Below are 16648 nucleotides of genomic sequence, written 5' to 3'. Positions count from 1 at the left end.
GGCCCCGCGAGAGCCCTCGGTCTCGCACCGCCCCTCCGTCGGCTCACTCCGCCCGCAGCGCCGCCACCGCCCGGCGGGCGACCTCGCGGCCGATGCCGAGCGAGGCCGTCGCCGCCGGGGAGGGGGCGTTGAGGACGTGGACGACCCGGCGGGCGGAGCGCGGGTCGGCGGGGTCGAAGCCGGCGAAGGCGAAGTCGTCGAGGAGGGTGCCGTCGCGGGCGACGGCCTGGGCGCGGACGCCCGCGGTGGCGGGGACGAGGTCGGCGGCGGTGACGGCGGGGAGCAGGCGGCGGACGGCGCTGGTGAAGGCGCGCTTGGAGAGCGAGCGGTGCAGCTCGCCGAGTTCGTAGCGCCAGTGCCGGCGGGCGATCGTCCAGGTGCCGGGGAAGCGCGCGGTCTCGGCCAGGTCGCGGACGTTCAGGGTGCGCCAGTCGTAGCCCTCGCGGGCCAGGGCGGGCACCGCGTTCGGTCCGACGTGGACGTCGCCGTGGATGCCCCGGGTGAGGTGGACGCCGAGGAACGGGAACGCCGGGTCGGGGACGGGGTAGACCAGGCCGCGCACCAACTCCCTTCGCCCCTCGGCCAGTTCGTAGTACTCGCCGCGGAAGGGGACGATCCGCACCCCCGGGTCGTCGCCGGCCAGCCGGGCGATCCGGTCGCTGTGCAGCCCGGCGCAGTTGACCAGCACCGCGCAGCGGACCTCGCCGTGCGGAGTGGTGACGGTGACGCCGTCGGCGCGCCGGGCGATGTCCAGGACCGGTGTGCCGAGCCGCAGTTCGGCCCCGCGCTCGCCCGCCAGGGCGGCGTAGCGGCGGGCCACCGCGGGGTAGTCGCAGATGCCGGTGGTGGCCAGGTGCAGTCCGGCGATGCCGGTGACCTCGGGCTCGTGAGCGCGGAGGCCGGCCGGGTCGAGTTCGGTGAGCGGGATGCCGTTGGCCCGGCCGCGTTCGGCGAGGGCGGCGAGGCGGGGGAGTTCGGCGGGGTCGGTGGCGACGATCAGCTTGCCGGTGACCTCGTGGGCGATGCCCTGCTCGCGGCAGAACGCGACCATCTCGCGGGCCCCGCCGGTGGCGTACCGGGCCTTGAGCGAGCCGGGCCGGTAGTAGACGCCGCTGTGGATCACCCCGCTGTTGCGGCCGGTCTGGTGGGCGGCGAGCGCGTCCTCCTTCTCCAGCACGGCGACGCCGGTGCCGGGGTGCTCGCGGGTCAGCGCGTACGCGGTGGACAGGCCGACGATGCCGCCGCCGACCACCAGGACCTGGACGTCGTGCTTCAACCCGGCCACCCCTCGGCTGTGTGAGACCGCTCCGACTGGATGGTGCCACGGCCGGTCCGGGGCGGCGGGGGTTTCAGGAAGTGGCCAGGACCGTGCGGGCGCGCTCGGTGAGCTCCTTGACCCGCTGCTCGTTCTGGTAGGGCTCCAGGCGGCGCAGCAGTTCGACCATGTACTCGCGGCTGCGGTGCGAGGAGATCCGCCCGGCCACCTCGACCGCGCGCTCCCCGGCGGCCACCGCGGCGTCCAGGTCCCCCGCCTCGGCCTCGGCCATCGCGGAGACCACCAGCCGCAGGCCGTGCGAGCGGACGTAGCCCTCGGTCGGGCGGGCCAGCGCCTCCCGGGTGAACTGCCGGACCTTGGACGGGACGCCCAGGTCGCGGAAGCACTCGGCGGCGTCGGCGGCGAGGCGGTCGTAGGCGAAGAAGTCGATCCAGGTCGGGTCCGGGTCGCCGGGGCGGGAGCGGTCCAGCGCGGTCTCGGCGGCGGCCAGCGCGGCGCCGCAGGCCGCGGCGTTGCCGGCCTTGGCGTGCGCCCGGGCCTCGACCAGGTGGAAGAAGCTCATGGTGCGGGCGGTGGCCAGGCCCCGGTTGCGCTCCAGGGCGGCCTGGGCGAGGTCGACCGCCTCGTCCGGGAAGGAGCGGTAGGCGGCCTGCAGGCTCATCGAGGCCAGCACGTACCCGCCGAGCGGCACGTCCCCGGCGGCGCGGGCCAGCCGCAGGGCCTGGATGTAGTAGCGCTGGGCGGCCTCGTGCTGGCCGGTGTCGAACGCCATCCAGCCCGCCAGCCTGGTCAGTTCGGCGGTGGCGCCGAACAGCGCCCGGCCGACCGCGTCGCTGTACGAGGCGAGCAGCAGCGGGGCGGCCTCGACCCGCAGGCACTCGGGGACCATCGAGGAGCGCCAGTCGCCGCCGCCGTACTTGGAGTCCCAGCGGCGGGCCTCCTGGGCGGCCTCGCGGAGCTTCGCGGCGTCCGTGTGCCCCACCCGGTAGCCGGTCAGGTCGGGGACGGCCTCGCGGGCCACCGAGCCGTCGGCGGGCGTGATCAGCCAGCGCGAGACGGGCGTGGCGTACGCGGCGACCGAGAAGGTGCCGGCCAGGCTGTCGCTCCACCGGCCGCCGCCGGGGCCGCGCCGCAGGTCCAGGTCGACCCGCCACAGCTCGGTGGCGGAGCGGACCGCCTCCGGGACCTCGCGCGGGAACTCCAGGCCGAGTTCGGGCGTGGGGTGCGAGTCGGCGAGGCCGATCTCCTCCAGCGGGACGGGGCGGCCGAGCTTGTTGCCGAGCGCGGTGGCGATCAGGTGCGGCACCGGGCGCTGCGGGACCATGCCCTTGGTCACCCAGCGGGCCACCGAGGTCTTGTCGTAACGGAGGGTCAGGCCGCGTTGCGCGCCCAGGTCGTTGACCCGGCGGGCGAGCCCCGCGTTGCTGATCTGGGCGAGCGCGAGGAGGGCCCCGAGCCGGTCGTTCGGCCCTCGTGAGCTGACGGTCATGGTGGCGGTGGCACCCCCTGGCGACGTCGTGCGCGGATGGCGGCGGGCCGCGGCGAACCGCGGTGCGTCACCGGACTGCTGCACCTAGCGTAGTCGCCCGCGTTCCGACGGTTAAGAGGCCGCATTCCGGTTGGCGGGAACGCGCCGCGTCCGGAACGGGCGCCCGGAGGCCCGCCGCGGGGTCCGCGGGCAGTTGCCGGACGCCCGTGCTCCGGTCCCGTGCCCGCGTGCGCCACCCGTGCTCCCTGGCCGCAGCGGCAGGTGGGCGATTCGCTAAAGCCTGTGGATCGGCCCGCCGTCGAGGACCCGGCGGGCCGGGGGAAACGCTGCCTCAATTCCCCGCGGGCAGCTGCGCGTCCGGGAGGGCATGCGGATGCCCTCCCGGTCCGTGCGACGGCTTTCGGCCAACTTCGGCCGGACCGCGGCGGACCCGGCCCTCCTCCGCCCCGCCGCGCCCCGCCACCGCCCGTGCGCCGGACGGGAGTTCGAGACCCGCACGGACCGGGCCCCGGAGGGGGAGGCCCGGTCCGTGCGCCCTCCTCCCGGCAAGCCCGGCGCTCACCCGCCCCATCGGTGGCACGATGTCTCCTGACGGCGCGCCAACCCCGTACGTCCGCCCGGTGGTTCGTCGCGCGCCGCAGCACCACAGGTGGAGGCGCGATGCGGTGGCTCACCGGCTGGAGCGGCCTGACCGCCGCCGACCCGACCCTCGCCGCGGTCCGCCCGATCGCCGGCACCCTGCTCTGGGGCGGCCCCAACCCGCTCTGGGCGGTCGGCGACTGGCGCCCCGACGAACTGCGCCTCGCCGTGCTCCGGCCCGGCGGCCCCGCCACCGTCCGCGGCGGCCTCGACCCGCACGACCCCGCCGACAGCGCCGACCGGGACACCCCCGCCACCCTGCGCCTCGCCGTCGCCGGCCGCTGCGGCGCCACCGACCGCGAGATCGCCGACGGCCTGGCCGCCGCCCGCGGCGGCGCGCTGCGCCACCTCACCCACTGGCCCGGCAGCTACACCGTCGTGCTGCGCACCGGCACCCGCTCCACCGTGCTGCTGCCCGACCTGTCCGGCGCCCAGCCCGGCTTCCACACCCCGTTCGCCGGCGGCACCGCCTACGCCACCGCCGCCCTCCCGCTCGCCGACCTGGTCGGCGCCCCCGTCGACGCCGCCCACCTGGCCGCCCGGCTCGCCACCCCCGAGACCCCCGAGACGCTCGGCGACCGCACCCCCTACCGGGGCGTGCGCCGCGTCCCGCCCGGGCACGCGCTCGGCATCCGCGGCGGGCGCGCCGACCGCACCCCGTACGACGACCAGCCCGCCGAGCCGGGCGGCGCCGAGGCCCCCGCCGTCCGCGAACTCACCCGCGCCCTGCTGGAGGCCGTCCGCTGCCGGGTCCGCGCCACCGGGCCCGCCGACCGGCCCCGGCTCGGCGTCGACCTCTCCTACGGCACCGCCTCCGCCACCGTCGCCCTGCTCGCCGCCGCCGTCCCGCTGCCGCCCGGCGGCCCCGGCGCGGGCGCCGGACCCGAACGGCCCGCCGCCCGCACCGGCGCCGTCAAGGGCTCCTGGGCCCGCCGCGCCGAACCGCCCGAACCCGAGACCGTCCCCGCCGTCACCCTCGGCGACCACGACGGACTCGCCCTCGCCGTCCACGCCCCCCGCCTGCGCCACCTGGTCGTCCCGCCCGCCGCCCCGTACGCCGACCTCGCCGACCCCCTGGCCGGGCCGCTCACCGACGAGCCCGGCCCGGTCCTGGCGGACGCCGCCCGGTACGCCGCCGCCCACCGGGCCGGCGGCGCCGACCACCTCACCGGCCACGGCGCCCGCCAGGTCCTCGACGGCCACCCCGCCCGGCTCGCCGACCTGGTCCGCTCCGGCCGCTCCCTCGACCTGCTCGCCCCGCTCGCCGCCCTGGCCGGCGCCGACCGCGCCACCGCCGGCGCCCTCACCGGCACCCTGCACACCCCCGTCACCGTGCTGCGCGCCGCCCGCCGACTGGCCCGCGCCCGCTACGCCGACGCCCTCGACGACCTGGCCCTGAAACTGACGCTCCGTCAGGAACCCGTGCCGGGGCGGACGATGGGACGCGCGCTGGCCGCCGACCTCACCTGGCACCGGCCCGGCCCGGCCGCCCACCTGCTCGCCGACGAACCGCTCGCCGCCCTCGCCCAGCACCTGCGCACCGCCGCCCGCGACGGCGCCCCCACCGAGGCCCCCGGCGCCCGTCGCGCCCGCCTCGCCCTGCACCGGCACGCCGCCCACTACCGCACCCTGGTGCACGCCACCGAACAGCACGGCCAGCGCCTGCACGCCCCCTTCCTGGACAACCAGGTGGTCCGCGCCGCCCGCCTGCTCCCCGACGACCTGCGCCTGCAGCCCGGCGCCCGGCACGCCCTGCTCGCCGCCGTGCTGGCCGGCGCCGGCCGCACCGACCTGCCCGCCGACTGGGGCCGCGCCCCCGGCCCCGACCCGCACGAACCGGCCCGCCGCGGCCTGCGCGCCGCCGCCCCCGCCCTCACCGACCTGTTCGACCGCCCGCTGCTCGCCGAAGCCGGACTGCTCGACGCCCCCGCCGCCCGCAAGACCCTCGCCGCCGCCACCGACCCCGCCCAGCACGTCCCGCCCGGCACCCTCGCCGCCCTCGCCGACCTGGTCGCCACCGAACTCTGGCTGCGCCGCCTGGCCGCCCGCCGCCCCGGCTCCTCCTGGACCGGCCTGCCCGCCCCCCGCCGCACCGCCCTGGAAACCTGACCCGGCCCGGGGTGCGCCTGCGCCGCCGCCGCCCGCCCGCCCGATAGCGTCGGGAACCCCGGCCCCTGGAGCGCGCGCCATGACCGCCACCCTCCCCGTGCAGCACGAGGCGCCGCCGCCCGGCGCCGCGGTCCTCACCGGCTGCGACGGCTCCGACGCCGCGCTCTGGGCGCTCGACCGCGCCATGACCGAGGCCGAGGCGCACCACCTCCCGCTGTACGTCCTGGCCGTGGTCAACCCCTCGCCGACCGGCTACCCGCCCGGCATGGCCGACCTGGTCCAGGAGAGCGTCGAGCGGCTGACCGAGAGCATGGCGGACGGCCTGCGCCGGGCCGTCGCCACCGTCCAGTCCGCCCGCACCCGCCCGTACGCCGGCCGGCTCGCCCTGCACGTCGTCCTCGGCAACGTCGTCGAGGTGCTGCTGCGGGCCGCCGAGGGGCGGCACACCCTGGTCGTCGGGACCCGCGGGAACGGCGGCTTCGGCCGGCTGCTGCTCGGCTCGGTCAGCACCGCCGCCGTGCACCACGCCACCTGCCCGGTGCTGGTCGTCCCCGCACCGCCCGCCGAAGGGGCCTGAAGCCGAAGGAGGCTGAAGCCGAAGGGGCCTGACCGGGGCCGATGGCGGCCTGACCGGAATGTCCGTGGATGGTTGAGCGTTCACCTTCCGTCGGACGGCCGCCCCCGGTCGCCCGGTACCACCGAACCGCCGGACAGGAGCCCGCCCGCCATGAAGGTCGAAATCTACTCGGACATCGCCTGCCCCTGGTGCTACGTCGGCAAGCGGCGCTTCGAGCAGGCGCTCGGGCAGTTCGAGGGCAAGGACGGCGTCGAGGTGGTCTACCGCCCCTACCAGCTCGTCCCCGACGCCCCCGAGCAGGCCCGCCCGCACCGCGAGTGGCTCGCCGAGCGCTACGGGCCGCAGTCCCTCGCCATGGACGCCCGGATCACCGAGGTCGGCAGGAGCGTCGGCATCGACTACGACTTCGACGCCGCGCTCGAGGTCAACACCCTGCGCGCGCACCGCCTGCTGCACCTCGCCGAGACCGAGTACGGCCCCGCCGTCCAGGCCGCCCTCAAGGAGCGCCTGCTCAAGGCCCACTTCTCCGAGGGCGTGAACGTCGGCGACCCCGACGCGCTGGCCGACCTCGCCGCCGAGACCGGCATCGACCGCGACCGCGCCGCCGCCTACCTGGCCGGCCGCGAGGGCGAGGACGAGACGCTCGCCGCCCTCGCCGAAGCCCGCGCGATCGGCGTCACCGCCGTCCCCACCTTCGTCTTCGAGGGCAAGTGGGCCGTCCAGGGCGGCCAGGAGGCCGAGACCTTCCTCCAGGTGCTCCGCCAGGTCGAGGCCGAGACCGCCCAGCGGATCACCCCGCTCGCCCCGGCCGCCGACACCTGCGAGGACGGCAGCTGCGCGGTCTGACCGCGCGGTCGTACCCGGTGCGATCCGACCGGGCGGGTCGTACCCGGGTATGACGGCGGGTCGGCTCCCCGGTGTGACGCCCCGTACCGCCCCGGTCCGGGAAGGTACGGGTCGTCCACCGCAGGAGCAGCGCCGAAGGAGCCCGCAGATGGCCGTGACCGTCCCCGCCACCAGCCGCCGGACCGCCACCACCCCCGCCCGCCGGGCCGCCGCCGCGGCCGCCCCCGCCCTCCGCGCGGGCCTGGCCCTGCCGGCCGGCCTGGCCGCGCTGGCGCTGCAGCTGACCGGCCGCCCGGCGGCCGCGCAGCGCCTGCAGCCCGGTCCGACGGGCGCCGGCCGCCGACTGGCCCGCCTGCTGCTCGGCCTGCCGCTGGACGGGTTCGCCCTGCTGCTGCTCGGCTACGCGGTCTTCAACTCGGTCCGCAACTTCGGCTACCCGATCTGGTACCTGCACACCGACTACCACCAGGCCTGGGGCGGCCCCACCATGGCGGGCGTCTGGGCCGTCCACGCCGCCGGCTGGGCGCTCTCCCTCGTCGTGCTGCTGCGCTGGCCGGCGCGCTGGATCGCCCGCGGCCAGCAGGCCCTCACCGCCCGGCTCGGCTGACCCGTCCGGCTCTGCCGACCGCCCGCCGCCCGGGTCAGCAGGTGATCCGGGCCTGCGCCCAGTCCGCCAGGTCGATCACCGGGACCGAGCCGCGGACCGGAGTGACCACCAGCCGGATCGACGACTGACCGTCGAGCGGGACGTGCACGGGCACCGGGCGGTCGCCCGCGGACAGCTCGGGGGAGCTCCACAGCACCTCCCCGTCGGCGCCCTGCACCGAGAAGACCACCTCGCCGTACGTGACGCCGAAGTCGTCCAGCCCCGCGACCGCGTCGAAGGACCGGCAGGGCCGGTTCAGGTCGACGGTCACCCGGGACGGCACCCGGGCCGCCAGCACGTGCTGGTAGCGGGTGCCGTGCAGCCAGGCCGAGGACCGCTGCAGCACCTGGCCGCCGCCGCGGATGGTCGGCGTCGACCGGGCGTCCCGGTGGCCCCGGTTGAGCGGCACCTCGTCCAGCCAGAACTGGCGGGCCGCCGGCGGCGTGGGGGTCGGGGTGGGCGTCGGCGTGGGAGTGGGAGTGGGGGTGGGCGTCGGGGACGGCGGCGGCACCTGGCGCGGGGTCGGCGTGGGAGTCGGCGCCGGCCTGGGCGTGGGGGTGGGCGTGGGCGTCGGCTTGGGGGACGGGGTCGGGGTGGGCGTCGGCGTGGGAGTGGGAGTGGGAGTCGGGGACGGCGTCGGGCGCGGGGCCGGCGGCGGAGTCTCCGGGGCGGCGGTGACCGGCGGCGCGGCCACCGGCGGCGCGGGCTCCGGCGAACCGGTCAGCGCGAACGCGGCGACCGCCGCCGCGACGACGGCGATGCCGGCCGCGATACCGGCCTTCGCGGCGGTGCCGAGGCCCTCCCCGGCCGCCGCCGCCCCGCCACCGCCGGACGAACCGGCACCCCCGGTCGCCCCCGCGGTCGCCCCCGCAGTGGCCGCCGTTCCGCCCACGGCCGCGCCGGTGACAGCCGCGCCGGTGACGGCGGCACCGCCGACCGCGGCGGCCGCCACCGCGAACCAGCCGCTGCCGACCCAGAGCAGCGCACCGCCGGGCAGCACGGCCCGCAGCCCGTGGTTGATGTCGGCCAGCTCCAGGTACGCGGCGGTGCAGCGGGTGCAGTCCTGGACGTGCCGGCCGACCTCCGCCGAGGCGCGCTTGCGCAGCGAGCCGCGGGCGTACGCACCGAGCCGGTTGGCGTACCCGGCGCAGCCCGACTCCTGGCTGCCGGACACGTGCGCCTGGAGGAACGCGGCGGCCAGCCGGTCGCGGGCCCGGTGGGCCTGGACGGCAGTGGCGTTGGCGGTCTTGCCGAGCATCACCGCGACGGTCTTGGGGGACTCCCGCTCGACCTCGGTGTGCCAGAGCACCACCCGGTCGTCCTCGGGCAGTTCGGCGTACGCGCGCATCACCATGCGCTGGTCGGCCAGCGCCAGCGCCCAGGCGTCCGCGCCCGGGTCGGCGAGGTCGAACTCGACGGTGGCGGCGGAGGTCTCGGCGAACCCGGTGAAGTCGTCGACCAGTTGTTCGCGCCGGTCGGAGCGGGCCCAGGCGGCGGCCACGTTGCGCACTGCGGTCAGCAGGTAGGCCCGGACCGCGAACTCGGGGCCCTTGCCGGCCTTGAGCGCCTGCAGGGTGCGGGCGAACACCTCGCCCGCCAGGTCCTCCGCGGTGAAGCTGTCCCGGCAGCAGGTCCGGGCGTAGCGGCGGACGGCGTCCGCGTGCCGGCGGTAGATCTCCTCGTACGCGGCGTCGTCCCCGGCCCGCACCCGGGCGGTCAACTCGGCGTCGGAGGGCGGGCGTTCACCGTCCACCGGGTCGGCGGGGGCGGGCACGACGGCGCGCGCCGGGAACTCCTCGCCGATGAACGCCTCGGGTGCGACCCCGCCCTGCCCGGCCGGCGCCTGGCCCGGCACCCGGCCGGTCAGCGACTCGTGGACCGGGCTGCCGCCCTGGTCCGGGACCTGGCCGGGGGCCTCCAGGCCGGAGCCCAACTCGCCTGCGTCACCCTGCTCGTCTGGGTTCACCGGACACCGTCCCGCCGTGCGGGGCGCGGCGCGGGCCGCCCCTGGGATTCGACGGCGGTCACGGTGTGCAACGGGACAATGGCTCCAACCACGGGCAAAGAATGGCATAGCGCGGCGACCACCGGTAGCCGGGTCGGCCCCGGCCCACCCGTCCGGGCCGCCGCTCGCGGAAGTGTTCGGAGCTCGACCGCGCAAGCACCGCGCGTACCCGGAGCGTTCCGCGCGCCCCCCGGGCCCGGCGGCCGTCCGTCACCCGAACGGTGTTCCCCCGACCGCCCCCGCCGGACGGCCGCCCGCACGGTGCGTCGGAACCCCGCCGACCGGCCGGGTTCAGGCCGCGCGCAGGCCCTGCAACAGGATCTGCAGCAGCCGGTGGCCCGCCCCGCCCTCGGACTCGCCCTCCCGGACCGGGACGGCCGCCGAGGCGTGCACCGGCACCGCCGCCGTCAGCACCAGCACCACGTCGGCCACCGTCACCCCGGGCCGCAACTCGCCGGCCGCACCCGCCCGGGCCACCAGCGCCGCCAGCAACTGCAGCAGCAGCCGGGGATCGGCACCCTGCTCGCCCTCGGCCACCGGCGAACCGCCGAACGCCCGCAGCTCGGTGCCGCGCTGCTCGGGCACCCGGCCGATCTCCTCGGCGTACCGGAACGCCTCCGGCGGCAGCAGCCGCCCCGCACCCGAGGCCACCGCCCGCTGCAGGAAGCCCGCCAGCGCGTCCCACGGACCGGTCAGCCCGCCGTACAGCGACTCCCGGGCCTGCGCGGTCAGCCAGGACACCTCCTCGGCGGCGATCCGCTGGACCAGCACCTCCTTGCTCGGGAAGCGCCGGTACACGGTGCCCACGCCGACCCCGGCCCGCCGGGCGACCTCCTCCATCGGCGCCCCGTACCCGAGCTCGCCGAACACCTCGCGGGCGGCCCGCAGCACGCTCTCCAGGTTCCGCCGGGCGTCCACCCGCAACCGCGAGCCCGCCCCGCGCCCGGCCTCGTTCGGGCGCTCACCGGAGGGGAAGGCGTACTGCTCCCGCTCACCGGGCCCGCGCTGCTCCGGCACCACGTCCACCGTGGCCCGCCCGAACGACGCCACCGGCACCCGCCCCGCCACCTGATCCTGCTCAGACATGCCAAAACCTCCCCCGGGGCACCCCGTCCCGGGTACCCGAACGGCTACTGCGCCCCCTGGTGTGCGCTGCCGACACCGGCCGTGGCCCGACGCCCGCGCACTACCTTCCCCGGATGGCTCCCGTGCAGTCGCGTCGACGCCACCAGGTCCAGGACGAACGGACCGGCACCATCGGCGGTCCGAAGCACAATCCGACCATAGTTCAAGGAAGTTCGCCGCAGAAGTGGACCACTCCCCACCCCGAACCGCCCCGACCCGGTCGCCACGTGCGGACAAACCCCCGCACGCACCACCCGCCGCCCCACGTGAGACGAATCACAACCGAGCATCCGGCCCGCGCCCGCACCCTTTCACCCCGATACGCCTTCCTTTGCCATAACTTGACGAACAGTCAGCTGGAAGAATCCCGCCCACGGGACCCCCGACCACCCGCCCGAACGATCGAACGTGCACGTTCCCGCCTCCCCGGCGACCGTTCCTCGCCAGCGTGATCGACGAACTCGCACAACAACCACACATCGCCGAGCACATGGGCGGCATGATGCGGCAACCGACACCGGGGGACCGGGAGAAACGGATTCTTCGGAGGGGCTGGAGGCCACGTCGGCGGGCGCCTCGTGGACGCGCACGGACTGGGGGCCGCCCAGGACCCGGCGAGCAGAAACCTCGGGGACAACCCCACCTCGCCGTCGCCCCCGGACCCGAGCCGAGTCCCGCCTCGCACTCCGACCACTGGGACCACCGTGACGGGGCCAAGAAGGCCGACCCCCATCACCTCCCCGGCCGACACGGCCCGGACCGTCACCGGCCGCGGCAGCTTTCCCGGCCGGATTCGGACCGATCCGGCCCTGACTGTGGACAAGACACCTCCGCCGGGTGCGTCATAGGGGGAACGTGAAACGGGTCACAGCACCAGGGCCGGCCGGAGGTGCCCCATTCGAGTCCTGATCATCGGCGGCGGCTGCGCCGGACTGAGCTCCGCGCTGCGCCTCCAGCAGCTGCTGCGCGACCGGCTGAAGGACGGTCGGATCGAGCTGACGATCGTCGAACCGCAGCCCTACCTGACGTTCCAGCCGCTGCTGGCCGAGGTCGCCGCCGGCACCATCGACCCGCGCCACGTGGTGGTCCCGCTGCGCACCGCGCTCCCCGGCTGCCGGGTGCTGACGGCCCGCGTCACCAGGATCGACCACGCGACCCGCACCGCCTGGGTGGACGCCGCCCCGCGCGGCGAACTCCGACTGCCCACCGAAGTCCCGTACGACGTCCTGGTGATGGCCCCCGGCTCGGTCTCCCGCACCGCCCCCGTCCCCGGCCTCGCCGAGCACGGCATGGGCTTCGCCACCGTCGGCGAGGCGGTGGCCCTGCGCAACCACGTGCTGGAGCAGCTCGACCTGGCCTCCTCCACCCGCGACCCCGAACTGCGCCACGCCGCACTGACGTTCGTCTTCGTCGGCGCCGGCTACGCGGGCGTCGGCGCGCTCGCCGAGCTGGAGGACATGGCCCGCACCGCCACCAGGGGCTACCACAACATCGACGCCGACGACCTGCGCTGGGTCCTGGTCGAGGCCAAGGACCGCATCCTCGGCGAGGAGACCCCCGAACTCGCCGTCCACACCCTCGCCGAACTGCGCGAACGCAACATCGACGTCCGGCTCTCCACCACCCTGGAATCCGCCACCGACCAGCTCATGCTGCTCTCCGACGGCAGCCGCTTCGCCGCCCGCACCCTGGTCTGGACGGCCGGCATCCGCCCCGCCCCGGTGCTCTCCCTCACCGACCTCCCGCTCGACGCCACCGGCCGGATCACCTGCCTGCCCACCCTGCGGATCGCCACCCCCGACGGCCTCCCGCTGCCCGACGCCTGGGCCGCCGGCGACTGCGCCGCCGTCCCCGACCACACCGGCGAACCGTGCGCCCCCAACGCCCAACACGCCCTCGCCCAGGCCAAGTTGCTCGCCGAGAACCTGGCCGCCGAACTGGACGGCCGCCCGCTCGCCACCTACCGCTCCGACCACCCCGCCTGCTCCACCTCGCTCGGCCTGCACCGCGCCGTCGCCCACACCCGCCGCGGCACCCGGCTCACCGGCCGCCGCGCCTGGTGGCTGCACCGGGCCCGCCAGCTGCGCCGCCTGCCGACCCGGGAGCGCCGGATCCGGGTGCTGATGGACTGGCTGTTCGGTGGTCTCTTCCAGCGCGAGGTGGTCGCCCTGGGCACCATCGAGCACCCCCGGGCCGAGTTCGAGTCCGGTTTCACCACCGGCCCCGGCACCTGACGCCTCCCTCTCCCCCTTTTGCCCGTCCTCTCACCCGTCGCACAGGAGTGCACCCCGGCGCGTACCTCCCGAAACGCGCCGTACCGGGGGCGCGACTTCCGGAATCGCGCCGGAGCCTGACAGGATCGACCCCGACGGACCATTACGGCGAGTGCGGCTGTGCACACGAATTGTGATCATCACACTGCAGCCGCCCGACGGGCACCACCCCCCATCAGTCCCCGAGGAAGCGGCCAACGTTGAACCTCATGCGCTGGAGCGCCCGGCTCACCGGAGCCGCCTGGCGGGTCACCCCCGCCACCGCGGACGAACCCGTCACCGTGCCCGCCCCGCGCGACCCGGCCACCCCCTGCCCCGACCCCCGCGACACCGAACAGCCCTACGACCTCCGCGACGTCCTGCGCCGCCTGCCCGCCCCCGTCGCCCTCACCCACGGCCCCCGGCACCAACTCGGCTACGCCAACCGGGCCTACCGCGACCTGTTCGGCCCCCGCACTCCCGGCCGCCCCGCCGCCGAGTCCCTCCCCGAACTCGCCACCCTCGGCGTCCTCCCGCTGCTCGACCAGGTCCTGCGCAGTGGACGGCCCCGCAGCGTGAAGTCCCGCTGCATCCTCGGCCTCGGCGGCAACCGCTACTACAACATCGCCTGCGTCCCGCTCGGCCCCGACGAGCACGCCACCCCCGCCGGCGTCCTCGTCTTCGCCACCGAGGTCACCGACCAGGTCCAGTCCGCCGGCCGTCTCCGCGAAGCCGAACGCCGCCAACGCGAAGCCGCCGTCACCCTCCAGCACAGCCTCCTCCCGCAGAAACTCGAACAGCCCGACACCCTCCACGTCGCCGCCACCTACCAACCCGGCGGAGCCGACGCCGCGGTCGGCGGCGACTGGTACGACGTCATCGGCCTCGGCGGCGGCCGCACCGCCCTCGTCATCGGCGACGTCATGGGCCGCGGCCTGCGCGCCGCCGCCGTCATGGGCCAGCTCCGCACCGCCGTCCGCGCCTACGCCCGCCTCGACCTCCCCCCGCACGAGGTGATGACCCTCCTCGACGGCCTCGCCATGGAGATCGACGCCAACCAGATCGCCACCTGCACCTACGCGGTCTGGGACCCGACCACCACCACCCTCCTCTACGCCTCCGCCGGCCACCTCCCCCTCCTCCTCCGCGGCCCCGACGGCACCGTCCTGCGCGGCGAGGAACAGAACGGCCCACCCCTCGGCACCGGTGGCGCCGGCCACCTCTCCCACACCCTCCGCCTCCTCCCCGGCACCACCGGCGTCCTCTACACCGACGGCCTGGTCGAACGCCGGGACCAGGACATCGACCAGGGCATCGACCACCTCGCCCACACCCTCACCGGCCCCGTCGGCACCCCCGACACCGTCTGCTCCCGCCTCCTGCGCGCCCTCGGCGTCACCGCCGAGCACGACGACGACGTCGCGGTCCTGGTCTTCCAGGTGCCACTTGATCCCGAGCTTCCGGGTGTGTAGAGTTCTTCGAGTTGCCTGACAGGGAGCACCGAGCACGTATCTGCGTGGACGGTCCCGGGGCGGCCAATCCCTTGAGAAACCAGTTCGATGATCCGTGACGGGTCGCGTCTCTTTCGCGTCCCCGTTCGTATTTCGGCGTGTGCTTTTCCGGAGATTGCGGCCGATTCGCTTTCAGGAGCGGGGATCGGCTAGAGTTTGAAACGTCGGACGGGGCGTCAAGCCGCAGAAGACGAAAGCGAGTCGGGAAAGAGCACAAGCTCGGATCTGATAAGCTGGAAACACGAAAGAACGAAGCGCCCGGAGGGTCCGCAGGGATGCGGTCCGAAGGAAGTGTCCGTTCCTTGAGAACTCAACAGCGTGCCAAAAGTCAACGCCAGATATGTTGACATCCCCGGCCTCGACATCTCGTCGGGGTTGGAGATTCCTTTTGAAGTAAAACACTAGCGAGGACGCAGTGCGCAGGGCCGCCTTATTCCGGTGGCTGCTGTGCCGCTCTTTCGTGGAAGCATTCACGGAGAGTTTGATCCTGGCTCAGGACGAACGCTGGCGGCGTGCTTAACACATGCAAGTCGAACGGTGAAGCCCTTCGGGGTGGATCAGTGGCGAACGGGTGAGTAGCACGTGGGGAATCTGCCCTGAACTCTGGGACAAGCCTTGGAAACGAGGTCTAATACCGGATACGACCGTCTCCCGCATGGGGGCCGGTGGAAAGCTCCGGCGGTTCAGGATGATCCCGCGGCCTATCAGCTTGTTGGTGGGGTAACGGCCCACCAAGGCGACGACGGGTAGCCGGCCTGAGAGGGCGACCGGCCACACTGGGACTGAGACACGGCCCAGACTCCTACGGGAGGCAGCAGTGGGGAATATTGCACAATGGGCGAAAGCCTGATGCAGCGACGCCGCGTGAGGGATGACGGCCTTCGGGTTGTAAACCTCTTTCAGCAGGGAAGAAGCGCAAGTGACGGTACCTGCAGAAGAAGCACCGGCTAACTACGTGCCAGCAGCCGCGGTAATACGTAGGGTGCGAGCGTTGTCCGGAATTATTGGGCGTAAAGAGCTCGTAGGCGGCCTGTCGCGTCGGATGTGAAAGCCCGGGGCTCAACCCCGGGTCTGCATTCGATACGGGCAGGCTGGAGTGTGGTAGGGGAGATCGGAATTCCTGGTGTAGCGGTGAAATGCGCAGATATCAGGAGGAACACCGGTGGCGAAGGCGGATCTCTGGGCCATTACTGACGCTGAGGAGCGAAAGCGTGGGGAGCGAACAGGATTAGATACCCTGGTAGTCCACGCCGTAAACGTTGGGAACTAGGTGTTGGCGACATTCCACGTCGTCGGTGCCGCAGCTAACGCATTAAGTTCCCCGCCTGGGGAGTACGGCCGCAAGGCTAAAACTCAAAGGAATTGACGGGGGCCCGCACAAGCAGCGGAGCATGTGGCTTAATTCGACGCAACGCGAAGAACCTTACCAAGGCTTGACATACACCGGAAACGTCCAGAGATGGGCGCCCCCTTGTGGTCGGTGTACAGGTGGTGCATGGTTGTCGTCAGCTCGTGTCGTGAGATGTTGGGTTAAGTCCCGCAACGAGCGCAACCCTTGTTCTGTGTTGCCAGCGAGTAATGTCGGGGACTCACAGGAGACTGCCGGGGTCAACTCGGAGGAAGGTGGGGACGACGTCAAATCATCATGCCCCTTATGTCTTGGGCTGCACACGTGCTACAATGGCCGGTACAAAGGGCTGCGATGCCGCGAGGCGGAGCGAATCCCAAAAAGCCGGTCTCAGTTCGGATTGGGGTCTGCAACTCGACCCCATGAAGTTGGAGTTGCTAGTAATCGCAGATCAGCATGCTGCGGTGAATACGTTCCCGGGCCTTGTACACACCGCCCGTCACGTCACGAAAGTCGGTAACACCCGAAGCCGGTGGCCTAACCCGTAAGGGGAGGAGCCGTCGAAGGTGGGACCAGCGATTGGGACGAAGTCGTAACAAGGTAGCCGTACCGGAAGGTGCGGCTGGATCACCTCCTTTCTAAGGAGCACACGGCAGCTTCGGGCGAATGTCCCGGAGTGCTAGCTCATGGGTGGAACGTTGACTATTCGGCACACACGGTATGGATCTGCCAGTACTGCCCCCTCGGGGGCGTGGAAGACAGGGACAGCTTGGTGTGTCGGGCACGTTGTTGGGTCCTGAGGGAACGAGTGATCGTTTTCTCATG

General features: G+C 74.2%; 9 protein-coding genes, 1 rRNA gene and 1 pseudogene. 7 read left to right on the top strand and 4 right to left on the bottom strand.

From position 1 onward, the window contains the following. Positions 1-43: 43 nt before the first annotated feature. Entirely contained in the window at positions 44-1276 is a 1233-nt protein-coding gene (lhgO, locus tag EDD39_RS04615; RefSeq protein WP_123553513.1) for an L-2-hydroxyglutarate oxidase, read from the bottom strand. Positions 1277-1349: 73 nt separating this feature from the next. Next, positions 1350-2765 carry an NsdA family TPR-like regulatory protein gene (locus EDD39_RS04610; RefSeq protein ID WP_030463479.1) on the bottom strand — a complete coding sequence of 472 codons (1416 nt, stop codon included), beginning with the start codon at positions 2763-2765 and terminating at the stop codon, positions 1350-1352. A 660-nt stretch (positions 2766-3425) separates the two neighbouring features. Here EDD39_RS04610 and EDD39_RS04605 point away from each other — a divergent pair. From EDD39_RS04605 to EDD39_RS39280, 4 genes are all read left to right on the top strand, one after another. Continuing rightward, entirely contained in the window at positions 3426-5513 is a 2088-nt protein-coding gene (locus EDD39_RS04605) for an asparagine synthase-related protein (RefSeq protein WP_123553510.1), read from the top strand. Between the two features lie 79 nt (positions 5514-5592). After that, the gene (locus tag EDD39_RS04600; protein WP_123553508.1) at positions 5593-6090 is read left to right on the top strand and encodes a universal stress protein; all 498 of its coding nucleotides are present in this window, start codon (positions 5593-5595) and stop codon (positions 6088-6090) included. Between the two features lie 150 nt (positions 6091-6240). Continuing rightward, on the top strand, positions 6241-6936 hold the full coding sequence (locus EDD39_RS04595; protein WP_123553506.1) for a DsbA family oxidoreductase: 696 nt from the start codon (positions 6241-6243) through the stop codon (positions 6934-6936). 148 nt (positions 6937-7084) lie between these two features. Beyond that, a complete protein-coding gene (locus EDD39_RS39280; protein WP_162869941.1) occupies positions 7085-7543 on the top strand; it encodes a hypothetical protein in 459 nt (152 codons plus the stop codon). 34 nt (positions 7544-7577) lie between these two features. Here EDD39_RS39280 and EDD39_RS04585 read toward each other — a convergent pair whose 3' ends face one another. Next, entirely contained in the window at positions 7578-9548 is a 1971-nt protein-coding gene (locus EDD39_RS04585; protein WP_244256599.1) for a sigma-70 family RNA polymerase sigma factor, read from the bottom strand. Positions 9549-9878: 330 nt separating this feature from the next. Next, positions 9879-10673, bottom strand: coding sequence for a TetR/AcrR family transcriptional regulator (locus EDD39_RS04580; protein WP_123553502.1), 795 nt, complete (start codon positions 10671-10673; stop codon positions 9879-9881). A gap of 935 nt (positions 10674-11608) precedes the next feature. On the opposite strand from EDD39_RS04580, the gene EDD39_RS04575 reads away from it, so the two are divergent. The 3 genes and pseudogenes from EDD39_RS04575 to EDD39_RS04560 all read left to right on the top strand — a co-directional run bounded on the left by EDD39_RS04575 (position 11609) and on the right by EDD39_RS04560 (position 16461). After that, positions 11609-12946 (top strand): NAD(P)/FAD-dependent oxidoreductase, encoded by a 1338-nt coding sequence (locus EDD39_RS04575; RefSeq protein ID WP_244257106.1) that lies wholly within the window; start codon positions 11609-11611, stop codon positions 12944-12946. 239 nt (positions 12947-13185) lie between these two features. Further along, positions 13186-14409, top strand: a pseudogene (locus EDD39_RS04570) (PP2C family protein-serine/threonine phosphatase); the annotation flags it as partial. A 535-nt stretch (positions 14410-14944) separates the two neighbouring features. Further along, positions 14945-16461, top strand: a 16S ribosomal RNA gene (locus EDD39_RS04560). Positions 16462-16648: the final 187 nt, after the last annotated feature.

Source organism: Kitasatospora cineracea (genome assembly GCF_003751605.1).
GTDB lineage: Bacteria > Actinomycetota > Actinomycetes > Streptomycetales > Streptomycetaceae > Kitasatospora > Kitasatospora cineracea.
This window is presented reverse-complemented; position numbering and strand designations above follow the sequence as displayed.